Source organism: Kribbella sp. NPDC023855, from assembly GCF_040639475.1.
In the GTDB taxonomy this organism is placed as follows: domain Bacteria; phylum Actinomycetota; class Actinomycetes; order Propionibacteriales; family Kribbellaceae; genus Kribbella.
Map to the genome: position 1 here is coordinate 420,558 of NZ_JBFAAA010000001.1, position 23,477 is coordinate 444,034.

General features: G+C 67.2%; 20 protein-coding genes and 1 riboswitch. Of the genes, 15 read left to right on the forward strand and 5 right to left on the reverse strand.

Annotated elements, in window-relative coordinates:
- Nucleotides 1-30 precede the first annotated feature (30 nt).
- The 4 genes from AB0F51_RS01895 (at nt 31) to AB0F51_RS01910 (ending at nt 4,989) form a co-directional block, all read left to right on the forward strand.
- The gene (locus AB0F51_RS01895) at nt 31-795 is read left to right on the forward strand and encodes a hypothetical protein (RefSeq protein ID WP_360272542.1); all 765 of its coding nucleotides are present in this window, start codon (nt 31-33) and stop codon (nt 793-795) included.
- Between the two features lie 66 nt (nt 796-861).
- Nucleotides 862-2,967, forward strand: a complete 2,106-nt coding sequence (gene uvrB / locus AB0F51_RS01900; RefSeq protein WP_360272545.1) for an excinuclease ABC subunit UvrB — start codon at nt 862-864, stop codon at nt 2,965-2,967.
- A gap of 1,022 nt (nt 2,968-3,989) precedes the next feature.
- Nucleotides 3,990-4,196 (forward strand): hypothetical protein, encoded by a 207-nt coding sequence (locus AB0F51_RS01905; RefSeq protein WP_360272548.1) that lies wholly within the window; start codon nt 3,990-3,992, stop codon nt 4,194-4,196.
- Nucleotides 4,197-4,593: 397 nt separating this feature from the next.
- Nucleotides 4,594-4,989: an SRPBCC family protein gene (locus AB0F51_RS01910; protein ID WP_360272551.1), complete on the forward strand. Its 396-nt coding sequence runs from the start codon at nt 4,594-4,596 to the stop codon at nt 4,987-4,989.
- A 12-nt stretch (nt 4,990-5,001) separates the two neighbouring features.
- On the opposite strand, the gene AB0F51_RS01915 is transcribed toward AB0F51_RS01910, so the two are convergent.
- Nucleotides 5,002-5,937, reverse strand: a complete 936-nt coding sequence (locus tag AB0F51_RS01915) for a nitrilase-related carbon-nitrogen hydrolase (protein WP_360272554.1) — start codon at nt 5,935-5,937, stop codon at nt 5,002-5,004.
- A 262-nt stretch (nt 5,938-6,199) separates the two neighbouring features.
- On the opposite strand from AB0F51_RS01915, the gene AB0F51_RS01920 reads away from it, so the two are divergent.
- Nucleotides 6,200-6,559, forward strand: coding sequence for an MmcQ/YjbR family DNA-binding protein (locus AB0F51_RS01920; protein WP_360272558.1), 360 nt, complete (start codon nt 6,200-6,202; stop codon nt 6,557-6,559).
- Between the two features lie 262 nt (nt 6,560-6,821).
- On the forward strand, nt 6,822-7,943 hold the full coding sequence (locus AB0F51_RS01925; RefSeq protein ID WP_360272561.1) for a TerC family protein: 1,122 nt from the start codon (nt 6,822-6,824) through the stop codon (nt 7,941-7,943).
- A gap of 84 nt (nt 7,944-8,027) precedes the next feature.
- Here AB0F51_RS01925 and AB0F51_RS01930 read toward each other — a convergent pair whose 3' ends face one another.
- Genes AB0F51_RS01930 through AB0F51_RS01940 form a run of 3 tightly spaced genes read right to left on the reverse strand, consistent with a single transcriptional unit; the run spans nt 8,028 to nt 10,767 of the window.
- On the reverse strand, nt 8,028-8,894 hold the full coding sequence (locus AB0F51_RS01930) for an NlpC/P60 family protein (RefSeq protein WP_360272564.1): 867 nt from the start codon (nt 8,892-8,894) through the stop codon (nt 8,028-8,030).
- A complete protein-coding gene (locus AB0F51_RS01935; RefSeq protein WP_360272567.1) occupies nt 8,891-9,958 on the reverse strand; it encodes a dipeptide epimerase in 1,068 nt (355 codons plus the stop codon). Before AB0F51_RS01935 ends, AB0F51_RS01930 begins: the two co-directional genes overlap by 4 nt.
- On the reverse strand, nt 9,955-10,767 hold the full coding sequence (locus AB0F51_RS01940; RefSeq protein WP_360272570.1) for a serine hydrolase: 813 nt from the start codon (nt 10,765-10,767) through the stop codon (nt 9,955-9,957). The genes AB0F51_RS01935 and AB0F51_RS01940 overlap by 4 nt, the downstream gene beginning before the upstream one ends.
- Before the next feature lie 62 nt (nt 10,768-10,829).
- Between AB0F51_RS01940 and AB0F51_RS01945 the strand changes: the two genes are divergently transcribed.
- From AB0F51_RS01945 to AB0F51_RS01955, 3 genes are read left to right on the forward strand one after another with little or no spacing between them, the layout of a single operon-like run.
- A complete protein-coding gene (locus AB0F51_RS01945) occupies nt 10,830-11,780 on the forward strand; it encodes a cobalamin biosynthesis protein (protein WP_360272573.1) in 951 nt (316 codons plus the stop codon).
- 13 nt (nt 11,781-11,793) lie between these two features.
- A complete protein-coding gene (locus tag AB0F51_RS01950) occupies nt 11,794-12,474 on the forward strand; it encodes a phosphoglycerate mutase family protein (protein ID WP_360272575.1) in 681 nt (226 codons plus the stop codon).
- Complete coding sequence (locus AB0F51_RS01955; protein WP_360272578.1) at nt 12,465-13,421, forward strand: DUF3500 domain-containing protein; 957 nt, start codon at nt 12,465-12,467, stop codon at nt 13,419-13,421. The genes AB0F51_RS01950 and AB0F51_RS01955 overlap by 10 nt, the downstream gene beginning before the upstream one ends.
- Nucleotides 13,422-13,676: 255 nt before the next feature.
- On the opposite strand, the gene AB0F51_RS01960 is transcribed toward AB0F51_RS01955, so the two are convergent.
- Nucleotides 13,677-14,420 carry a class I SAM-dependent methyltransferase gene (locus AB0F51_RS01960; protein WP_360272581.1) on the reverse strand — a complete coding sequence of 248 codons (744 nt, stop codon included), beginning with the start codon at nt 14,418-14,420 and terminating at the stop codon, nt 13,677-13,679.
- Between the two features lie 128 nt (nt 14,421-14,548).
- Between AB0F51_RS01960 and AB0F51_RS01965 the strand changes: the two genes are divergently transcribed.
- From AB0F51_RS01965 to cobN, 6 genes are all read left to right on the forward strand, one after another.
- The gene (locus tag AB0F51_RS01965; protein ID WP_360272584.1) at nt 14,549-15,169 is read left to right on the forward strand and encodes a dihydrofolate reductase family protein; all 621 of its coding nucleotides are present in this window, start codon (nt 14,549-14,551) and stop codon (nt 15,167-15,169) included.
- Between the two features lie 99 nt (nt 15,170-15,268).
- The gene (locus AB0F51_RS01970; RefSeq protein ID WP_360272586.1) at nt 15,269-16,663 is read left to right on the forward strand and encodes an ArsB/NhaD family transporter; all 1,395 of its coding nucleotides are present in this window, start codon (nt 15,269-15,271) and stop codon (nt 16,661-16,663) included.
- A 68-nt stretch (nt 16,664-16,731) separates the two neighbouring features.
- Entirely contained in the window at nt 16,732-17,064 is a 333-nt protein-coding gene (locus tag AB0F51_RS01975; RefSeq protein ID WP_360272589.1) for a metalloregulator ArsR/SmtB family transcription factor, read from the forward strand.
- The gene (locus tag AB0F51_RS01980) at nt 17,061-17,870 is read left to right on the forward strand and encodes a VOC family protein (protein WP_360272591.1); all 810 of its coding nucleotides are present in this window, start codon (nt 17,061-17,063) and stop codon (nt 17,868-17,870) included. Before AB0F51_RS01975 ends, AB0F51_RS01980 begins: the two co-directional genes overlap by 4 nt.
- 61 nt (nt 17,871-17,931) lie before the next feature.
- Complete coding sequence (locus tag AB0F51_RS01985; RefSeq protein WP_360272594.1) at nt 17,932-18,900, forward strand: EcsC family protein; 969 nt, start codon at nt 17,932-17,934, stop codon at nt 18,898-18,900.
- A gap of 649 nt (nt 18,901-19,549) precedes the next feature.
- A riboswitch (cobalamin riboswitch) is annotated at nt 19,550-19,677 on the forward strand.
- A 35-nt stretch (nt 19,678-19,712) separates the two neighbouring features.
- Nucleotides 19,713-23,432 (forward strand): cobaltochelatase subunit CobN, encoded by a 3,720-nt coding sequence (gene cobN / locus AB0F51_RS01990; protein WP_360272597.1) that lies wholly within the window; start codon nt 19,713-19,715, stop codon nt 23,430-23,432.
- Nucleotides 23,433-23,477: the final 45 nt, after the last annotated feature.

The following is a 23,477-nucleotide window of genomic DNA, read 5'->3' on the forward strand; positions in this document are numbered from 1 at the left end:
CAACCCCCTGACACACCGCGAGGGACGCTCATGAGCACGCAGTACGGAACTCCGCAGCAGCCGCCCACCCAGGGCGGTTGGGGTCCGGGCCCGGCGGGGCCGCAGTTCCGGTCGCCGGCCAAGTCGTCGAAGACGCCCTGGATCGTGATGGGCGGCGCCGTGCTGGCGGTGCTGCTGATCGCGGTCGGTGTGGTGCTGCTGGTCACCGGCGGCAAGGAGGAAGGCGGCACACCGACCGCGGGCGACACCATCACGCCGGACCCGGTCGGCACGCTGTACACGCCGCCGACGCCGGAGAAGCCGGTCTACACCAAGGGCCCGTACGACGTCGGCGTCGAGGTCGGCAAGGGCGTCTGGTTCACCCCGGCCAAGGGCTGGCTGCAGGGACCGGACAAGACGCTGCCCGGCAAGTACTGGATGCTGCAGCAGTTCAACGTGCGCGGGCTCATCGACGGGTACTTCTGGGTCCGGCAGACCACGCTGTACGACGCCAAGGGGTTCGCCGAGCACCTGGTCGACATCGAGTCGAACTCGTTCAAGAACGTCCGGATCGGCAAGGGCGTGGCGTTCAACTGCGGCACGGAGGCGCTGAAGGCCTGCTACGCGATCAACTACTCTGCCGACGTACCGACCAAGCGAGGCACGCTGATCCCGTTCCGGGGCTTCGTGACGGCGTACGAGGACAAGTTCGGGCAGGTCACGGCCACGGACGCGGGGCTGGAGTCGCGGGTCTACAACCGGCGCCTGAACCAGCTGATCGCGATGAACAACTCGGTGATCAAGAGCTACTCCTAGCTCACCTGGCCCCCGCCGGCGGGCAGATTTTCGAAACTGTCGGCGGGGGGTCGTACGGTGGGTGTCATGAGACAGGTCACCGATCTCCAGCGTATGGTCGCGCCCCTCAAGGTCGTGTCCGACTTCGAGCCGGCCGGCGACCAGCCGGCCGCGATCGCCGAGCTCGAGCGGCGGATCAACGCCGGCGAGCAGGACGTGGTGCTGCTGGGCGCCACGGGTACGGGTAAGACCGCGACGATGGCGTGGCTGGCCGAGCGGATCCAGCGGCCGATGCTGATCCTCCAGCCGAACAAGACGCTGGCCGCCCAGTTCGCGAACGAACTGCGGCACTTCTTCCCCGACAACGCGGTCGAGTACTTCGTCTCGTACTACGACTACTACCAGCCCGAGGCGTACGTCCCGCAGACGGACACCTACATCGAGAAGGACTCCTCGATCAACGAGGAGGTCGAGCGGTTGCGGCACTCGGCGACCTGGTCGCTGCTGACCCGGCGCGACGTGATCGTGGTGGCGACCGTCTCCTGCATCTACGGCCTGGGCTCCGCTGATGAGTACCTGAACCGGATGATCCATGTGAAGGTCGGCGACGAGATGGACCGCGACGGTCTGCTCCGCAAGCTCGTCGGCGTGCAGTACGCGCGCAACGACCTGGCCGGCACCCGTGGCACGTTCCGGGTCCGCGGCGACACGCTCGAGGTCTTCCCGGTGTACCAGGAGCTGGCCGTCCGGGTGGAGTTCTTCGGTGACGAGATCGAGCGGCTGATGACGCTGCACCCGCTGACCGGCGAGATCCTCAGCGAGGAGAACGAGCTCTACATCGGCGCCGCGACGCACTACGTGACCGCGCCGGAGAAGATGGAACGCGCGATCAACAGCATCGAGGCCGAGCTGGAGGAGCGGCTGGCCGAGCTGGAGCGCGGCGGGCAGTTGCTCGAGGCCCAGCGGCTGCGGATGCGGACGACGTACGACATCGAGATGATGCGCCAGATCGGCACCTGCTCGGGTATCGAGAACTACTCCCGGCACACCGACGGACGAGAGCCCGGTACGGCGCCACACTGCCTGCTGGACTATTTCCCCGAAGACTTCCTGCTGGTGATCGACGAGTCGCACGTCACCGTGCCGCAGATCGGCGGGATGTACGAGGGCGACATGTCGCGCAAGCGGACCCTGGTCGAGCACGGCTTTCGGCTGCCGTCGGCGATGGACAACCGGCCGCTGCGCTGGGAGGAGTTCCTGGAGCGGATCGGCCAGACCGTCTACCTGTCGGCGACGCCGGGACAGTACGAGCAGGACAAGTCGGACGGGTTCGTTGAGCAGATCATCCGCCCGACCGGCCTGATCGACCCCGAGGTGATCGTCAAGCCGACCAAGGGCCAGATCGACGACCTGATCCACGAGATCCGGCTCCGGGTGGAGAAGAACGAACGGGTTCTGGTCACCACGCTGACGAAGAAGATGTCGGAGGACCTGACCGACTACCTGCTGGAGATGGGCATCCGGACCAGGTACCTGCACAGCGAGGTCGACACCCTGCGCCGGGTCGAACTGCTGCGTGAGCTGCGGATGGGCGAGTTCGACGTCCTGGTCGGCATCAACCTGCTGCGCGAAGGCCTCGACCTGCCCGAGGTGTCGCTGGTCGCGATCCTCGACGCCGACAAGGAAGGCTTCCTCCGCTCCGGCCGCTCCCTGATCCAGACCATCGGCCGTGCCGCCCGCAACGTGTCCGGCGCGGTGTTCATGTACGCCGACAAGATCACCCCGTCGATGGAGATGGCGATCGACGAGACCAACCGCCGGCGGGCGAAACAGGTCGCCTACAACACCGAGCACGGCGTCGACCCCCAGCCGCTGCGCAAACGGATCGCCGACATCACCGACATGCTGGCCCGCGAAGACGCCGACACCGCCGAACTCCTCGGCAACGGTCGCACCCAGTCGCGCGGCAAGGCCCCGGTGCCGGGCGGCGGCAAGTCCCGCGCCGGCGAAAAGGCCAAGGAACTGGCCGGCGGCCTCCCGTCCTCCGACCTGGCCGACCTCATCCAGCAACTCACCGACCAAATGCACAACGCGGCGGCCGAACTCCAGTTCGAGGTAGCCGCCCGCTACCGAGACGAAATCTCAGAACTGAAGAAGGAACTACGCCAAATGGTCAACGCCGGCGCCAAGTAAACCCCCAGCACCAGCCCGCCCGGGTGGAAGCACATCACCCAGGCGGGCTGCTGTCTGTCACGTGGCGGGCCTGTCGCCGTCACGTACCCAACCGCCCGCGGCGTGCGTTATCGCGCACCCGCGCTTTGCGGTGCACCTGGTCTCCACTGCGGGTTAGAGCGCAACCGCCCGCGGCGTTGGCTGTTGTGCACGCGCGCTTTGCGGCCCACATGATTTCCACTGCGGGTTAGAGCGAACCGCCCGCGGCGTTCGCTGTCGTGCACCCGCGCTCTGCGGTGCCCGTGATCTCCACTGCGGGTTAGAGCGAACCGCCCGCGGCGTTGGCTGTCGTGCACCCGCGCTTTGCGCTGCAGGTGGTAGCGGGGCGCGGGTGAGGGCGCAACCGCCAAAGGCGCCTGCTGTCGTCCACCGCCCGCTTTGCGGCTCGCGTGGTCTCCAGTGCCGGTCAGGGCGCAACCGCCCGCGGCGTTGGCTGTTGTGCGCGCGCTTTGCGGTGCACCTCGTCTCCAGTGCGGGTTAGAGCGCGACCTCCCGCGGCGTTGGCTGTTGTGCACGCGCGCTTTGCGGCACAGGTGGTTTCCCGTGCGGGTCAGGACGCAACCGCCAAAGGCGCCTGCTGTCGTCCACGCCTGCTTTGCGGCTCGCGTGGTCTCCAGTGCGGGTCAGGGGCGCAACCGCCCGCGGCGTTCGTTGTTGTGCACGCGCGATTTGCGGTGCACCTCGTCTCCAGTCCGGGTTAGAGCGCGACCGCCCGCGGCGTTGGCTGTTGTGCACGCGCGCTTTGCGGCACACGTGGTCTCCCGTGCGGGTTAGGGCGCAACCGCCCGCGGCGTTGGCTGTTGTGCACGCGCGCTTTGTGGTGCGGGCGGGCTACGGCTGGTTCGATCTACTCCACCAGTCCGCGCTGTGGCCGGCATCTGGGTATCCGGATTTCACTGCTGCTGGCAGCGGCTCCGTGCCCCCGGGGCGGTTATACAGTTCAGACGACATTCGTCCTGAAACTTGGAAGAAGGAGAAGAGTCATGGCATGGGGAGACAAGAAGAAGGAAGCACGCCGCGATGCCGTTGAGTCCGGTGGCACGTTGTCGGGCCGGCAGGCCAAGAAGGCCGCCCGCGAGCATGGAGCCGGCCGGTTGGGGGAAGACGGCAGGGTTCGCAACACCAAGGGGAAGGTTATTGGGGACTTCTCCAATCGGACCCGCAGGCAGGGAAACGAGCACGGCGTCTAGTCGCGGCATCATCTTGACCCACTGCTTCCGGGGTTCGGCATTCTCACCCGCCAGGTAGCCACGGTGGCGCGGCGAAACACACTGGAGTCCGACGGCGCAGCGTGCGTCAAAGACTCTGTTGCATGAGCGTCGTCCTCGGCCGGCTCGGGGCCGGCCGGGCCAAGGCCTCACGTCCGAAGTCCAGGAGCTCGTCGGGCGTGAGGAACGCGGCGTCAGCCGCAGCTTGGTTTATGGGTGTGAGCAGGTCTGAGCGCGAGGTCGCGTTAACTAACCGGAGGACCAGCTGAGCTCACAACCGCGACCCAGCGGGCGTGGACGCAGCGCATCTGTGAAGCATCCAGGTGGATGGCCGATTCGTTCAAGACGGATCTGGCGGTGGCTGGTTACCGTCGGAATCATGAGGACTTCACGCCATCTCAGCACGTATATCGACCGGTCCACCAAAGACGTCTACGCGTACGCGTCCAACCCGGCCAATCTGCCCGAGTGGGCGCCCGGGCTGTGCAGTTCGATCGAGCAGGTCGACGGGGAGTGGGTCGCCGAGTCACCGATGGGAAAAGTCATCGTGAAGTTTGCCGAGGGCAACGAGTACGGTGTCCTCGACCATGAGGTGACGCTTCGGTCGGGTGAAACCTTCTACAACCCGATGCGCGTCATTGCCGATGGTGAAGGCTGTGAGGTCGTCTTCACGCTCCGCCAGAGACCGGAGATGACCGATGACGATTTCGCCCGCGACATGAACGCAGTACAGGCCGATCTCCGTGCGCTCAAGAAAGTGATCGAAGACCTGTGACTGCAGGCCGCATCACGCGGTCGGGCGGGGGACGACCGTGGGTTGGGGCGACTCGTTGACGGTGAGGGTGAAGATGTCGGGGCGGGTGTAGTGGCCTGTTGGGTCGAAGTCCAGGAATGAGCGGTCGCGGTCGGTGAGGTCGATTTCGGCCAACAGGACGGCCTCGCCGGCTCGGGCGGGGCCGGTCAGGATTTCGCCTAGCGGGGAGATGATCGTGCTGCCGCCGTTGATGAGGACGGTGTCGGGGGAGTCGCCCTGGATCGGGTGGACGTCTGGCGGGAGGTCCGCGCGAGTGAGGTACTGGTTGGCGCTGATCACGAAGCAGCGGCCCTCGAGGGCGATGTGGCGCATCGTGGCTTGCCACTGGTCGCGCTCGTCGACGGTCGGCGCGCACCAGATGTCGACACCCTTGGCATACATCGCCTGGCGGAACAGTGGCATGTAGTTCTCCCAGCAGATCGCGGCGCCCAGTACGCCGTACTCCGCGCGGACCGCGGGCATCGTGGATCCGTCGCCCTGGCCCCAGAGGTAGCGTTCCGCGGCGGTCGGCAGGAGTTTGCGGTGCTTGGCAACCAACCCACCCGCGGCGGTGAAGAACAGCGCCGTGCAGTAGAGCGTGCCGCCGTCGCGCTCGATCACGCCGATGACCAGGTCGATCCCGAGCTGGCCGGCCAGCTCCGCGAGTCGCGCGGTCTCCACGCCCGGTACTGCGATCGCCGCCTCGCGGTACCGGCGAAACAACTCCCGCCCCTCAGTAGACCGCGACCCCACCGTCACCCCGAAGTCGACGCCCTTCGGGTAGCCGCCGAGAAACGCCTCCGGCAACACCGCCAACCGCGCCCCACCCGCAGCAGCTTCGCGGATGAGCCGCTCCGCCTTCGCCAGCGTCGCCGGAGTATCGAAAAGCATCGACCCAGCCTGCACGGCAGCAACAACCACAGACCCCATCCCCGGAGCCTACGCCGCCACAGTGCAGGTGCGGAGACGTGATCCGGCAATGTGATGAGCTGGTGGAGCCGACCCACACGGAGGTGCGGTGCGGGAGGCTGGTGTCGACAGATTGGTGCTTGGCGGCGACTATCGCTTGGAGGGGCCGGTGGAGGAGCTCGGGGCGGTGGGGGAGCTCAGGTTCGCCGGCAGCGAGGTGCGGACGATCCGCCCGCGGCGACGCCCCGGCTCTGTTCGGAGTGGACTCAGTGAAGGAGTGGCGATGGCGAGGCTGACCGGAGGCGACGTGCTGGAGTACTGCCTGGGCAAACCGGGTACGTGGCAGGACGAGCCTTGGGAAGGCGATGTCGTCGCGAAGGTCGGCGACAAGATCTTCGCGTTCCTCGGGTCCGGCGACGCCGTGGGCGTCAAGTGCGGGGCCAACCGGGAGGAGGCCGACGAACTGGTCGACACCTATCCCGGCGATGTCACCAAGTCCGCGTACATCGGCCGGTCGGGCTGGAACACGGTCCGGCTCGGCGGTTCGGTGCCCGACGAGGAGATCCTCGAGCTGATCGACACGTCGTACCAGCTGATCGTCGCGAAACTGCCGAAATCGCGGCGGCCGCCGGTCGCCGAGTGACTGCCTGACTACTCAGGTGAGATATTCCCGTCGCTCGACGTGATCATGGCGACAGGCTTGATAGGAGACATCGATTTGGAAACTTGGACACCGACCAGCCAGAATAGGGACTGTTGAAGGGGAGTATTCCTTTCGCGGCGGTATCGTCATCACGGTCAGGAGTTCGTCTCCTCGCCCGGTGCCGCCGGTCGGGCCGAACTGATCGAGCCAGGCGGAAGAGACCTTCGGAGTCCAAAGTCCGTCTGCGCTCCGGAGGTTTGCTGTGCACGTTGCCGACTATGTCTGGTACATCACCGTCGGGCTGCTGCTCGCCCTGCTGGCCTTCGACGTCTTCATCATCGGGCGCAGACCGCACGAGCCCAGCACCAAAGAGTCCGCCCGCGCGATTGCCTTCTACGTCTCGCTGGCCATCGTCTTCGGGCTCGGCGTCTGGGTCTTCTCGGGCGGCCGGTACGCCGGTGAGTTCTTCGCCGGCTGGCTGACGGAGTACAGCCTCAGTGTCGACAACCTGTTCATCTTCCTGATCATCATGGCCAGGTTCCAGGTGCCCAGGAAGTACCAGCAGACCGCCTTGCTGGTCGGCATCATCCTGGCGCTGTTCTTCCGCGGCATCTTCATCGCCGTCGGCGCGGCCGCGATCAACCAGTTCTCCTGGGTCTTCTACCTGTTCGGCGCCTTCCTGGTCTACACGGCGGTCCACCTGGCCAAGCAGGGTGAGAACGACGACGAGGACTACAAGGAGAACGCGGTCATCCGGTTCGCCAAGCGCCGGCTGAACGCGACCGACGAGTACAACGGTGTGAAGCTGACCGTGGTGAAGAACGGCAAGCGCCTCGTCACCCCGATGGCCATCGTCATCATCGCGCTCGGTACGACGGACCTGCTGTTCGCGCTGGACTCGATCCCGGCGATCTACGGCCTGACCCAGGAGCCGTTCCTGGTCTTCACCGCCAACGTGTTCGCCCTGATGGGTCTGCGCCAGCTGTACTTCCTGCTCGGCGACCTGCTGCGGCGGCTCGTCTACCTGTCGCTCGGTCTGTCGGTCGTGCTCGCCTTCATCGGCGTGAAGCTGATCCTGCACGCGATGCACGAGAACGAGCTGCCCTTCATCAACGGTGGCGAGCACATCAAGTGGGCGCCGGAGATCCCGATCTGGGTGTCGCTGGGCTTCATCATCGTGACGCTCGGCATCACCACGATCCTGAGCCTGCGCAAGTCGCGGAACATGCCGCCTCACCAGGCGCCCGCCGCCGACGACGACAGGCCGCAGGACATCGTCCGTACTGCGGACGCACCCGGCGCCAATGGTCAGCTGGACGAAGCCACCCGCGCCGAGCTCGACGGGCTCAAGGAGCCCCAGCAGACCGACTCCAAGAAGGCCTAGCTCTCAAAGGCCCAGCGCTCACTGTCGACCGGCGCCCGATCCCTCGAAGGGGTCGGGCGCCGGTCGTTTGTGACAGCTGAAGAACTACAACCGGGCCGCGGCCACTAGAGTTTCGCGGCGTGCGGGGAGCAGGGGTTCGTTTTCCAGGACTTTGCCGGTCTCGGAGGCGTGCAGCATGCCTTCCGACGAGACAAAACCAACGTGGTGGACCTCCTTGCCCGGGCGGGCGAAGAAGTACAGGTCGCCGGGACGGGCTTCCTCGGTCGGGATGTGCTCCAGCGCCGCGCACTGGTCGTGAGCGTCGCGCGGTACGCGTTGACCGAGCACCCGGCTGACGGCGTGGATGAGACCCGAGCAGTCCAGCCCGTGGTTCGACGTACCGCCCCAGAGGTATTCGAGGCCCAGGAAGAGTGAACCGAGCCGGATCCGGTCGGCCGGTACGGACGGGGAGTCGACCGGGCGCAGTACGTCGTCCGCGAGCCAGCCCGATCCGCCGTCGGGAAGGGCGACGCGGGTGAACCCGTCGGCGTGGTCCACCGACGCCATGATCGTCGCGAACGACAGATCAGCGAGATGCCCCGAGCCCGGCTCCGCGAACAGTTCGGCGGTCGGAACGGTGATGGCGACGGGTGACGTGGCGCTTTCCGGCAGCTCGCCGAGGTGGTTCGACGGCACCCAGCCCGGGTAGCCGAGGTCGTCGGCCGAGGACGGTTGCCACGGCGCGATGATCTCCGACCAGCCATTGCGCTCGGAGCGCACGAGCACCGGCTCGGCGTACAGCAGCTGCGTCAGCGTGCGGCCGTGCAGACCGAGACGAGTCTCGATGTCCATCGACTTCGCCCAGGCGGCGACGTCGGGTTCGGCAGCGACCGCGGGCGCGTCGATCTCACGGGGAGCATCCGGTGAAGTCCATACGGTGCTGACCGGAACTTTGGAAGAAACTAACTTCATGAGGCCAAGCCTGTCACGCCCAGTCCAGCCGCGGTCGGCAGGTGGATGATCGAGCCCTCATAGCGAACACCGCCGTCGACCGGCGGCGCCTCCAGCCACCAGGCAGCGTCCAGGTCGTTGACCGCGGTCGTCGGGTACGCCGCGACGAGCGCGGCCGCCGCGCCGATGCCGACGTGGCTCTCCATCATCGAGCCGACGATCGCGCCGAGCCCGTGCTCACGCGCGAGCTCCAGCAGGGTCCGGGCCGGCCCGAGGCCACCGCACTTGGCCAGCTTCACGTTGATCAGGTCGGCCGCGCCGTGCCGGATCACCGCGACCAGGTCTCGTACGCCGTAAACGGACTCGTCGGCCAGGATCGGCGTACTGACCCGGTCGGTGACCCAGGCCATTCCCTCCAGATCGGCCGCGACGACCGGTTGCTCGACCAGTTCGAGGTCGCAGCCGGCGTCCTCCATCGCCCGGATCGCGTTCACCGCGTCGCGCCGGCTCCAGCCTTGGTTCGCGTCGAGGCGCAGCGTGGGATCGGGGCCGATCGCCTCGCGCACGCGGCGTACCCGGTGGAAGTCGGATTTCGCGTCACCCGTGCCGACCTTGACCTTCAGTACGTCGAACCCGTCCGCGATCCGTGCCTCGGCGGCGGCGGCCAGCGACTCCGGATCGCCGGCGGACAACGTCACGTCGGTGCGGACGGTCTGGACCGTGGAGCCGAGGAAGCCGTGCAAGGTCTGCCCGCGCCGGCGCGCCACCAGATCGTGCAGCGCGACATCCACGGCCGCTTTGGCGCCGAAGTTTCCCTGCGCGGCGCTTTGGATCCGCCGCAGGGCCTCGGTGAAGTCGTCGGGTTCCAAACCGTCCAGCGCGGCGGCGATGGGACCTTCGACACAGGCCTGGGCACCGGCGAGCGAATCGCCGGTCACCTTCCAGACCTGCGGTGCCTCACCCCAGCCGCTCAGCGAACCGTCGCTGAGCTCGACCAGCAGCGAGTCGGCGTGCGTCGCAGTACGGAGCGCCGTGACGAAAGGGGTGTGCAATCGCGCGGAGATCAGGTGGGTGGTGAGCTTCACCGGATCGCCTCCAAGTCGTGTCGGTGAGCCCAGGCCTCGGCGGCGATCTCGGCGATCAGCCTCTGCGCTTCGGGAGCGGGCAGCTCGGACGTCGTACAGGCGACGAGGACGAACGCTTCGGCGTCCTCTGGCCGGACGATGCCGCCGTCGTGCCGGATGCGGACATCCCAGCCGTTCTTGTGCTCGACCCGGGTGCCGGCCGGCAGCAGCGCGGGGATCTCGCCGTTCCAGCTGTTGGCCGCCAGCAGATCGCGCACATAGTCGCCCTCGGCACTCTTGTCATTGCCGACAGCAACCAAGACGCCGGCGAGGTCGGCAGGGCTCATCAGGTTGCTGATCCCGGCGGCCTGCGCGGCCGTGTCGTCGATACCCCGGCGGATCACGCTCGCGCCGGAGCCGTACTCGGCCAGTACTGCGTTCGCCGCGTCCACCCCGGTCAGTTCGAGGACGAGATCGGTGGCGAGGTTGCTCGAGTTCGTGATCATCTCGGTCGCCAGCCAGCCGAGCTCGACCTGCTCACCCATTCTGGCCCAGGTGGCTGGCGCCTCGTCCTCGGCCGGGTTCACGCCGAACCGGCCGCCCGCCGCCGACGCGAAGTCGTTGTGCACGGTGACCGGCTGGTCGAGCGCGAGCTCGCCGGCCTCCACCTTGCGCATCATCGCGATCGCGACCGGTAGTTTCATCGTGCTCGCGGCATAGTGCGTGCGCTCCGCCTGGTGGCTGAACACCGCGATCCCGTCGAGCCGCCCCAGCCAGATACCGAACTCGCCGCGCCCCGCCACCCCGCGGAGAAGGTCTGCGATTCCCATGATCGTCACCCTTCCACACTGCGACCATCGTTGAACTTTCCGGGCCTGGCAGACTTCGCGAGGTGTCCAGAGCGCAAGTGCCCGGTGTCCTCCTCGGGTTCGCGGCCGATCGCTGGCTGGGCGACCCGCGCCGCTTCCACCCGGTGGCGGGTTTCGGCCAGGTCGCGGGGCGACTCGAGAACAGGCTGTACTCCGATTCGCGCGCGGCCGGTACGGCGTACGCGGGGGTGCTCATCGGGTCGGTCGTGGCGGCTGGGGTGGTTGCCGAGCGGCTGACGAGTGGTCGGCCGGTGGCGCGGACTGTGTTGACGGCGGCCGCGACGTGGGCCGTGCTCGGTGGGCGGAGTCTGGAGCGCGAGGCTGAGGTGATGGCGGCGTTTCTCGAGGCCAAGGATCTCGAGGCGGCGCGAGGGCGGCTCGGCTATCTGTGCAGTCGAGATGCGACGGAGCTGTCCGCGGACGAGTTGGCTCGGGCGACTGTCGAGTCCGTGGCGGAGAACACTTCGGATGCGACTGTCGCGCCGTTGGTGTGGGGTGGGTTGCTGGGGATTCCTGGGTTGCTGGGCTATCGCGCGGTGAACACGCTGGACGCGATGGTTGGCTACAAGTCCGCGCAGTACCGGAACTTCGGCTGGGCATCGGCGCGACTGGACGATCTGGCGAATCTGGGGCCGGCGCGGGCTTGCGCAGTACTGACTGGGCTGGTGTCTGGGCGGTTGGGGGAGTCGTGGCGGATCTGGCGTCGTGATGCGGGGCGGCATCCGAGCCCGAATGCGGGGCCGGTCGAGGCGTCGTTCGCGGGGGCGCTGGATCTGCGGTTGGGTGGGACGAACACGTACGGCGACGAGGTCGAGGATCGCGGGACGCTTGGGGATGGGCTTCCGCCGGGAGTCGGCGACATCCGGCGTACTGCGTCGTTGGCTCGGCGTGTCTCCTACGCCGCCGTTGCTGTCGCGGCAATCCTGGCGATGCGTCCGCGGTCCGGGCGAGTGTTTCGGGCGGCTCGGTCGTGACGGGGGAGCGGACATGGATTTGAGTCGTCGGCCGCTGCGGATCGCGTTGATCCGGCATGGAGAGTCCTCGGCGAACCTGGACAAGCGGGTGTACGAGACGACCCCGGACCATGCCGTGCCGCTCACGGCGTACGGGCACGAGCAGGCGGCCGAGGCCGGCAAGAAATTGCGCGAACTCTTTGAGGGCGAGCCCGTGCGGGTCTACGTCTCGCCGTACCTGCGGGCCTTGCAGACGCTCGAATCGCTCGGGCTGGACGATCTGATCGGGATCGCGCGGGAGGAGCCGCGGCTGCGCGAGCAGGACTGGGCGAACTTCCAGGACACCGAGGACATCGTCCGGCAGGAGGCGCTGCGGAACTCGTACGGGCATTTCTTCTACCGGTTCACGCACGGCGAGTCGGGCTCCGACGTGTACGACCGGGTGTCGAGCTTCCTGGAGACCATGCATCGCGACTTCGAGACGCCTGACTCGCCGCGGAACGTGCTGCTGGTCTCCCACGGGCTGACGATGCGGCTTTTCTGCATGCGGTGGTTCCACTGGTCGGTGAGGTTCTTCGAGACGCTGCGCAATCCGGGCAACGCCGAGACCCGGGTCCTGCTGCGGCAGCCCGACTACCGTTACAAGCTGGACCGTCCGTTCGAGCAATGGACCCAGTACGAACCCACGGAACGGGAGCGATCGGCATGGTTGTAGAACAATCCCGCGATGCAGCTGTTGAGTTGCTGGCCGCGCTGAGCCCGGAGCTGCGCGCCAAGATGACGGCGCCCTTCGACACGCCTGACCACCAGACCTGGACGTACCTGCCCGGCGACCGCCCCGGCGTGACGCTGGGGGAATTGTCCGTCGAACAGCGCCGGCTTGCCCTTCGGTTGCTCGAGATCGCTTTGAGCGAGCGCGGCCTGGCGGACGCGCGCGCGGTGATGTTCACCGAGGCGATCCGGCGATCGCTGCCTCAGTCCGAGCCGGGCTCAACGGTCGATCTCGGTTCCGAGCAGCGCTACTTCCTCCGGTTCCTCGGCGATCCGTCCGGCTTCGATCCGTGGGCGTGGCGGATCAACGGGCACCACGTGGCCTTGCATGTCACGTTTGTGGCCGGTGCGGTCGGCTTCACACCGCAGTTCTTCGGCGCGGAGCCGGCGACGGTGCTGTCCGGGCCGCACAAAGGACTGCGGACGCTGGCTGCTGAGCAGGACCTGGGCTTCGAGTTCCTGAACTCGCTGGAAGCCGGGCAGCGTGAGCTCGCCATCGTGTCCGAGAAAGCACCGGACGACATCCTCACCCGCTTCGACCCGATCGCGGACCCGAAGGTGCTGCTGCGCGGTCTCCCGTACGGCGAGCTGAAACCCGAGCAGCGCCAACTCTTCAGCCTGCTGATCGGCCAGTACATCGGCCGAGCCGCCGGCCCGATCGGTTTGCAGACGTGGCAGGACATCACGGAGCACGGCATCGAGCGCCTGACCTTCGCGTGGGCGGGTGCAACGGAGCCAGGCGGCGGCCACTACTACTCGATCGCCGGGCCGACGTTCCTCGCCGAGTACGACAACACCCAGGACAACGCCAACCACATCCACTCAGTCTGGCGAGACCTCCGCAACGACTGGGGCCGAGACCTACTAGCAGCCCACTACGCATCCCACTGAAATCCCCCCACGCAGCGGCGTGAGGTGATGTGCGTGTGGGGTTGGTTTCCCGCGCTGCCTCCGCTGTTCGCTCCTGCGTCGCTCACCGCGTCGGCGCTCCCGCCCGCCCGGTGCGCGGGCTCCTTCGTCGCCCGCTTGAGTGAAGGCGTAGGCGCGGCCGGTGTGGGGTGGTGTCGGTGGTGGATGGGGTTCCCGCGCTGCCTTCGTCGCCCGCTGAGTGAAGGCACTGGTCCTGTTCGGCGCGTGGACCGGCGTTCAGTCAGGCTTTTGCCAGACCGAGACGTGGCTGCCGCTGTCGGTGGTGAATGGGGCGCGGTGCCAGTTGGCGTGGCGGGATTCGAAGGTCAGGCCGGCTAGTTGTGCCATCAGGTCGCATTCGGCCGGCCAGATGTAGCGGAAGTTTCCGGAGCCGTAGCGTGTCGTGCCGTCGGCCTCGTGGAAGTAGTGGTGTGACGTGCACTCCTGCGTTGCCAGGTCGTACGTGTCGAAGATCAGGTGTCCGTACTCGCCCATGCTCATCGGTACTACGGACTGCCCCGGTGGCATCCGGCGGATGGCCGGCACCCAGAGTTCGATCACGAAGCGGCCGCCCGGCTTGAGGTGGCGGGCCGCGTTGCGGAAGCACTCGACCTGCTCCGCCTGGGTGCGAAGGTTCGAGATCGTGTTGAAAACCAAGTAGACCAGGTCGAACTCACCAGGCACCCGGGTCGTTGCCATGTCGCCCAGTACGACGGGCAGCGTCGCCTCGTCGACCTTCTGCCTCAACTGCGCCGCCATCGGTTCGGACAGCTCGATCCCCGTCACGCGTACGCCGTGCGCCGCGAGTGGGATGGCCACGCGGCCCGTACCAACCGCGAACTCCAATGCCGAGCCGCCCGGCCCAGCCAGCTCCGCCAGGAAGTCGATGGTCGGATCGAGCACCTCCGGTCCGAACATCTCGGCCGACGACGCGTCGTACCGGATCGCCGTGTCCTCGTCCCAAACTTCGCTGCTTGTCATGATGTGAAGCCTGCTGAACCCCGCCGGGCACTGTCCACCGGATAAATCGCCGCCAGGGGATGTCAAAGTCGCCCGGATGGTTCCGACCTGGTGGTGAAAGCGCACAGAACCAGTCAGGAGACAGCATCATGGCGAAGGTACGGGTCCACAACTTCACGATCACCTTGGACGGGTTCGCGACCGGCCCGAACCAGCGCCTGGACGCGCCGTTCGGGGACGGGATGGGAGGGCTGCACGATTGGATGTTCGCGGCGATGGAGGAGGACGCGACCGGACTCGACAGCGACTACCTCAAGCGCTGGGACCAGAACGTCGGCGCCACGATCATGGGCCGCAACATGTTCAGCCCGCATCGCGGACCGTGGGAAGACGAGTCGTGGACGGGCTGGTGGGGACCCAACCCGCCCTACCACCACGACACCTTCGTCCGCACGCATCACCTGCGCCCGTCGATCCCGATGGAGGGCGGTACGACCTTCCACTTCACCGACGAGCCGGCCGACAAAGTGCTCGAGCGGGCCTTCGAAGCGGCCGCCGGCCAGGATGTGGTGATCGCCGGCGGTGCGACGACGGTCCAGGAGTATCTTCGCGCCGGCCTCATCGACGAACTGCACGTGGTGATCGTCCCGATCCTCGCCGGCGCCGGCGTGCGCCTCTTCGACAACCTGGAGGGCGCGCTCACGCAGTACCGGGTCGCCGAGCAGGTCAGCTCGCCCGCCGCCACCCACGTCCAACTGGTCCGCCGCTGACCCGTACTACGACCGCCGCCACCGGTACGGCGGGTTATTTGCTCCTGGCACCGGAATGAGGAAAGGTTGGCGCCGGAGCGCCGGGAAGTCTGGTCGGCAATGCCTGGGTCCGTTCGGACTCGGGCTGGTTGTCGACGTCCCGAAAGGTCGTGTGCCGATGAGCGCTCGTCAGGTTCCGCAGCGTCCAGCGATGGCCGGTCTCTGATGGCGGTGCTCGCGGTCGTGGTGTTCGTGGCTGCCTATGTGCTGATCGCCACCGAGTGGACCCACAAGTTGCTGGCCGCCCTCGGGGGTGCGGCGATTCTGCTGGCGTTGGGCGTGACGGATTCCGAGCACGCGTTCTATTCGCACGAGACGGGTGTGGATTGGGACGTCATCTTTCTATTGTTCGGGATGATGGTGATTGTCGGGATTCTGCGGCGTACCGGGGTTTTCGAGTACATCGCGATCTGGGCGGCCAAGCGGGCCAAGGGTTCGCCGTTGCGGGTGATGATTTTGCTGACGTTGATCACCGCGGTGGCGTCGGCGTTCTTGGACAATGTCACCACGGTGCTGCTGATCGCGCCGGTCACCTTGCTGGTGTGTGACCGGCTGGGCATCAATCCGGTGCCGTTTCTGATCGCGGAGGTGTTCGCGTCGAACATCGGTGGCGCCGCGACCCTGATCGGTGACCCGCCGAACATCATCATCGCCAGCCGGTCGGGCCTGACCTTCAACGACTTCCTGGTCCACATGACCCCGCTGGTCGTGATCGAACTGATCGTCTTCACTCTCGTCGTCCCGTGGTTGTTCAAGGGCTCGTTCGCCGTCGATGCGGCGCGGGTGGACAACGTGATGCGGCTGAACGAGCGGGAGGCGATCGAGGACCGGGGCCTGCTGATCAAGTGCGGCGTCGTGCTGCTGGCGGTGTTCGTCGGTTTTGTCGGGCGGTCGGTGCTGGGGGTCGAGCCGTCGGTCGTGGCGTTGCTGGGTGCTGGTGTGCTGGTGCTGATCTCGGGCGTGGCGACCAGGGACTACATGAGCAGCGTCGAGTGGCAGACGTTGCTGTTCTTCGCCGGGCTGTTCGTCATGGTCGGCGCTTTGGTCAAGACCGGGGTGATCGGGGATCTCGCCGCGCAGGTCGGCGAGCTGACCGAGGGCAACGCGCTGCTGGCGGTGATGCTGATCCTGGTCGTGTCGGCCGTGCTGTCAGGGATTGTGGACAACATCCCGTACGTCGCGACGATGAGCCCCGTCGTGCTCGAGCTGACCAAAGGCATCCCCGACCCGGGCCAGGCCGAAGCCCTCTGGTGGGCACTGGCGATCGGCGCGGACTTCGGCGGCAACGCGACCGCGGTGGGTGCGAGCGCGAACGTGGTGGTGATCGGATTGGCGCTCCGGGCCGGGTCGCCGATCACGTTCTGGGAGTTCACCCGCAAGGGCGTGGTGATCACCGCGATCACCATCGCGGTCGCCGCGCCGTACCTGTGGCTGCGGTACTTCGTCCTCGCCTGACCCGCCGCCCTCCTGCCAGATCGGTTCACTGCTTGTGAATAGTTAACGATGCGTGTAACTATTGCCTCATGGCAGACGACGTGGATCGCTTCTTCGAAGTACTGGCTGATCCGACGCGGCGGCAGGTCGTGCGGCTGCTGGGGGAGGGACCGCAGCGGGCCGGCCGGCTGGCCGCGGCGACTGGTACGTCGGCACCGGCGATGAGCCGGCATCTGCGGATCTTGTTGTCGGCCGAGCTGATCACCGACGAGCGGGTTCCGGACGATGCGCGAGTGCGGATCTTCCGGCTGCGGCAGGAGCCGGTGGTCGCAGTACAGGCGTGGCTTGATCAGGTTCAGGCGCACTGGCAGGAGCAGTTGGGGGCCTTCAAGAAGCACATCGAGCGGGAGGAGACATCGTGACGAAGCAATCCGCGTCAGCATCCGTCGAGGTGGCGGTCGATCCAGCGACGGCGTTCCGGGTGTTCACCGCCGAGATCGACCTGTGGTGGGTCCGCGGGCCGATCAACTTCTTCGACGCCTCCCGCGCGATCGGGATGGAGATCGAGCCCGGCGTGGGCGGGCGGATCCTGGAGATCTACCGGCGTGGCGGCGAAGGCGTCGACGAGGACGTCCTCGAGCTCGGCCGGATCACCGAGTGGGAGCCAGGCGCAGTACTGGCCTATCGCAGTTCGGTGGACGACACCGAGACGGAGATCCGCTTCGAGCCGTTCGACGGCGGCACTCGGGTGAGCGTCGAGCAGTCCCTGGTGCAGGGCGGCGAGAAGGCGTTCTACTTCTGGGAGAGCGTCATCCCCTGGTTCGCCGACCGCGTCTCAAACCTGCAGAAACCCCGCGAACTCGACCGCCTCGGCGTCGCCCTGTACTACGAAGACCCGACCGCCGCGGCCAGTTGGCTGCAGACGGCGTTCGGCCTGGAGTCCTCGTCGCAGATCCCCGCCGACGCCAATCACCCCGCCTGGACGGAGCTCCGGGTCGGTACCTCAATGGTCCTGCTCTTCGAACAGAAAGAACGACCCGCCGGCCCACGCCCGGTCGACCACGCTGTCTGGGTCTACGTCGACGACCTCGACGCGCACTACACCCGCAGTAGTGCGAATGGCGCAACCATCGTCAAGCAGATCACCCAACACGGCTACCGCTCCTACACAGCCACAGACCCAGAAGGACACCACTGGACCTTCCTCCAGACTGCCCCAGCGGGCTAGCCATTTGGTGACCACGCGCACGGCGGCACGGGGGGTCGGGGTCGGCGCTAGTCTCGTCGCCGTGAGGGAACTCGACGGGCTGCCGCAGGAGATGTCGGAGTACGAGCGCAAACGGTGGGAGGAACTGCAGGAGCACTGGTTGAAGAAGTCCCAGCCCAACTCGCTGCTCCCGCCCAAGGCTCGCTCTGCGATGAACGCGGTCGGGAGTTCGGCGCGTGGGGCGGCAACGAAGGCCGGGCGAGTGCTGACCGACGTCACACCACAACGCGTCAAGGACACCGCCGAGCTGGCGTTCGACGGAGCGCTTGTTCCAGTCGTGAAGAGTGCCGTCCATCTGCTGGAGCTCGCCACCGAGTGGACGGCCGAACTCATGGACCCCGAGACCGTGCTGGCGCACCACAGGTCCAAAGGGCATGACGTGTCGACCTTGGCGGACCTGCGAGCGCTCGACCTGAAGCAGCTCGACGACCTCACTCGCCGGATGGCCCTCCGCTGGCGAACCATCGGCGCCGCCGAGGGCGGCACCCTCGGCGCGTTGGCGCTCGTACCGTTTGCCGGCGGTGTCGCCGCGATCACCCTCGACGTGGTGGTCATGCAGGTCCTCAGTACGGCGATCGCCACTCGGGTCGCGTACGCGTACGGCTTCGATGCCATGGACCCTGATCAGCGACACCTCGTCGACCGGATGGTGCTGCGCGCGTACAAGGAACAGACCACAAAGGCCGCCACCATGTACGAGGCATCGTCGGCCTTCAATGCGGGCCTAGGTCGCACGAAGTGGAGCAAGAAACTTCGGGAAGACCAGAAGCTCATGGCAGCCGTCGAAAAACTGATGAAACAGTTCGCCCACGGCCGCCACGTCCCCGTCGAAAAGGTCACCAAGGCGATCCCCGTCATCTCGGTAGTCGCCGGCGCGGGCACCAACGCCTACGTCCTAGGCGACGTAGCCAAACAAGCCACCCTCTTCGCCCAAACAACCTTCCTATCCACCAAATACGCCCTACCAATGCCCCCCAGCCTCCGAGGTTGATGTGCGCGGTGGCTGGGCGCAAAGAGTCCAGCTCTGGCGAGGGTCAGCTGAGGATCATCGGGAGGCGGCTGGCTAGTCGGTCCAAGGCGGCTTGTTCCGGGTCGGTCGGGGTGCGGCGGCCGGTTCCGATTAGGAGTGTGTCGCGGTCGGAGAGGCTCTTCGGGAATGGTGCGCCGGCGATTTGTTCCAGCATCTTCCGGGCGCAAGAGAGGGATTCCTCGGGCGGCTGCGGAGCGTCCGGGAGGTTGGCGATTAGGTCGAGGTGGTGCAGGGTCCACGCCTGCGGTCAGCACCATGTCTTGCGTGCTCACCCGGAGAGCCGGGTCAACCAACCCGGCGGCTCGTCCCGCGGCCGCGCCGACATCGTCGAGATGGAACTTGAGCAACCCCGGATCCCCGTACGCCGCCGCCAACCGAACGATCAACGCTTCGAGCGGATCATCACCCGTCGGCGGCTGGTCAGACACAGTCCAGTAGCTGACGAGTGAACCCGACTCCGGGCTAGTACTCCACCCATGACGGCTCGCGCCTGCGACGGTGCCACCCGCCTGCGATCGCCGGAGTCTGACCCAAGGGTGGGTGGGAGGTCGTCCGGAGCGAGTGACGGAGGAGGGAGCGGGAGGGCGACCGTGGGGGAGTACCTGCGGGATCTGTCGGCTAGAGTCAGCGGCGTCATCGACGGCTTGAGCAGGAACCCGGTGTGAGTCCGGGACGGTCCCGCCACTGTGACCGCGCTTGCGTGGGAGTCAGGAACTGCTGCTGTCGTACCTGCCACCTGGGGCGTGGACACCCCGAGGAAGGACCGGCCGCGCGTGCCCGCGAACCTTTTGCTGCTCTCCACTGCCGACACCGATCTGCTGGCCGCCTCGCAGGCGCAGGCAGGCTGGAAGGTCGCCAACCCCGCCCGCGTCGACCTGGCGGACCTCCCGACGCTGCTTGACGGCGTAGAGGTCGCAGTGATCCGCCTGCTCGGCGGTCGCCGCGCCTGGGAGGAAGGTCTCGACGCGGTCATCGCCTCAGGCATCCCCACCGTCGTGCTCAGCGGCGAGGCGGCGCCGGACGCCGAACTCATGTCGCTCTCGACCGTCCCCGCGGGTGCCGTGACCGAAGCGCTCGGCTACCTACGCGAGGGCGGCTCGGAGAACCTCGGCAACCTGGCCGGCTTCCTCAAAGACACCCTCCTGCTCACCGGCGACGCGTTCGACCCGCCCAAAACGCTCCCGACGTACGGGCTGAGAGCGGGCAGGACCTACACCAAAGACAACCGCCCAGTGGTCGGCATCGTCTACTACCGCGCGCACGAGATCTCCGGCAACACCGCCTTCGTCGATGCGTTGGCAGACGCCATCGAAAAGGCGGGCGCACAACCCCTCCCCGTGTACTGCGGAACGCTGCGCGGCCTCGACCCCACCCACGAGGACAACGCGGAGCTCTTCCGGCACCTCCGCGAATGCGACGTCCTGGTCACCACTCTCCTCGCCGCAGGCGGCACGGTCGCCTCCAACGCAACGGCCGGTGGCGACGACTCCTGGGACGCGGGCGCGCTCGCCGCACTCGACATCCCCCTGATCCAAGGGCTCGCACTCACGTCGACCCGTGAACAGTGGCTCGAGAGTGACGCCGCGATCAGCCCGCTCGACGCGGCCACCCAGGTCGCGATCCCGGAGTTCGACGGCCGACTGATCACGATCCCGTTCTCGTTCAAGGCGTACGACGCCGAGGGCATCGCCAGCTACGCGCCCGACGAGGAGCGGTGCGCCCGTCTCGCCGGCATCGCGGTCGCCCAGGCGAAGCTCCGGCACGTCGAGCCCAAGGACAAGAAGCTCGCGCTGGTCCTCTCGTCGTACCCGACCAAGCACGCGCGCATCGGCAACGCGGTCGGTCTGGACACCCCGGCTTCAGCCGTCGTCCTGCTCGGCCAACTCAAGGACGCCGGATACGACCTCGGTCCGGACCTCAACCTCGACGACCTCCAGGGCGCGGATGGCGCCGACGGCCTGATCCACCGGCTCATCGCGGCCGGCGGTCACGACGTCGACTGGCTCACCGACGACCAGCTCGAAGGCGCTGTCGCGAAGATCCCGCTCTCCACCTACGCCAAGTGGTTCAGCAAGACTCCAGAGACGTTGCAGCAGGCAATGATCGAGGCGTGGGGCGAGGCGCCGGGTTCCCTGTACGTCGACCAGTCCGGCCCGGAACCTGCGATCGCCCTGGCCGCACTCCAGTTCGGCAACGTAGTACTGATGATCCAGCCGCCCCGCGGATTCGGTGAGAACCCGGTCGCGATCTACCACGACCCGGACATGGCGCCCTCGCACCACTACCTCGCGGCGTACCGCTGGCTGGAAGCGCCCGAGGAAGAAGGCGGTTTCGGCGCCCACGCCGTCGTTCACCTCGGCAAGCACGGCACGCTCGAATGGCTGCCGGGCAAGGGCATCGGCATGGCGGCCGACTGCGCGCCGGACGCAGTACTGGGCAACCTTCCGCTCGTCTACCCGTTCATCGTCAACGACCCGGGCGAGGGCACGCAGGCCAAGCGTCGCGGGCATGCCGTCATCGTCGACCACCTCGTACCGCCGATGGCGCGGGCCGAGACGTACGGCGACATGGCCAAGCTGGAGTACCTGCTCGACGAGTACGCGACCGTCTCGGCGCTCGACCCCGACAAGGTGCCGACCCTGCGCGCGCAGATCTGGACCTTGATCCAGGCGGCTCAGTTGCATCACGACCTGCACACGTCGGAGAAGCCGGAGGATGAGGAGTTCGACGAGTTCGTCCTGCACCTCGACGGCTACCTCTGCGAGATCAAGGACGTGCAGATCCGCGACGGGCTGCACATCCTCGGCGGCAGACCGGCCGGCGAGGCGCGGGTCAACCTGGTTCTCGCCGTACTGCGTGCGCAGCAGATGTGGGGCGGCGTCTCGGGCGCAGTACCCGGTCTGCGGGCAGCACTCGCCAAGACCTTCGGAGTCGACGAGGCCGCGATGCTGGCGGACCCAGGAGCCGCAGTACCGGAGCTGGCCGACCTGGCGACCCTGGCGGATCTTCCGGCCGTGAGCGGCGCAGACGGCGTTGACCTGCTGGAAGCCGTTGCCCGCAAGCTCGTTGTGGGCATGGAGACCCTCTCGTGGGACGCAGGCAAGGTGCCTGTCGTCATTGCAGAGGTGCTCGGTCGCGAGGCGCCGCAGGTCCAGGCGTCGTTGCAATTCGCCGCCGACGAGGTCGTACCACGGCTCGCGCGAACCGGCGACGAGCTGACCAACGTACTGCGTGCCCTGGACGGCCGTTTCGTCGAAGCGGGCCCGTCGGGGTCGCCGACTCGCGGTCTGGTGAACGTCCTGCCGACGGGCAGGAACTTCTACGCGGTTGACCCGAAGGCGATCCCGAGCCGCAACGCTTGGGACGTCGGTGTTGCACTGGCCGATTCGTTGCTGGCCAGGCACAAGTCCGAGACGGGGGAGTGGCCGCGATCGGTCGGCCTCACCATCTGGGGCACGTCCGCGATGCGCACCCAGGGCGACGACCTCGCCGAGGTGCTCTGGCTGCTGGGCTGCCGCCCGGTCTGGGACGAGGCATCGCGGCGCGTGACGGGGTTCGAGGTCGTCCCGCTGGCGGAACTCGGCCGGCCGCGGGTCGACGTGACGATCCGCATCTCGGGCTTCTTCCGCGACGCCTTCCCGCATGTCGTCTCACTCCTCGACGAAGCCGTCCGTACCGTGGCCGCGCTCGACGAAGATGCCAACAGCAACTACCTGCGCGCACACGTCGACGCGGATGTTGCTGCGGGCAATGACTTGCGCTCGTCGACCGCTCGAGTCTTCGGCTCCAAGCCCGGCTCGTACGGCGCGGGGCTGCTGCCGCTCGTGGACGCGCGGAACTGGCGGACCGACGCGGAACTCGCCGAGGTGTACGCCGTCTGGGGCGGGTACGCGTACGGCAAGGGTCTCGACGGCGCCGAGGCCCGGCCGTCGATGGAACGGGCCTACGCGCGGATCCAGGTCGCGGCCAAGAACGCGGACACCCGCGAGCACGACATCATGGATTCCGACGACTACTTCCAGTACCACGGTGGCATGGTCGCGATGGTCCGGCACCTGACCGGCTCCAACCCGAAGGCGTACATCGGCGACTCCGCAGTACCGGCTCAGGTGAAGACCCGGACGCTGGAGGAGGAGACCAAGCGCGTCTTCCGGGCCCGGGTGGTGAACCCGCGCTGGATGGCGGCGATGCAGCGGCACGGGTACAAGGGCGCCTTCGAGATGGCGGCGACGGTGGACTACCTGTTCGGATACGACGCGACGGCCGGCGTGGTCGACGACTGGATGTACGAGACGCTCACCACGGAGTACGTCGCGAACCCGGAGATCGCGGAGTTCTTCCGCAAGTCGAACCCGTGGGCCCGGCACGGGATCGCCGAGCGGCTGCTCGAAGCGGCCCAGCGTGGACTGTGGTCCGAGCCGAGTGCCGAGGCCCTCGAGACGCTGCGCACCGCAGTACTGGAGACCGAAGGCGACATCGAGGACCGTGGCTGAGGTAGGCATCGAGGACCGCGCCTGAGGCGGGCGCGGTCCGGCGTC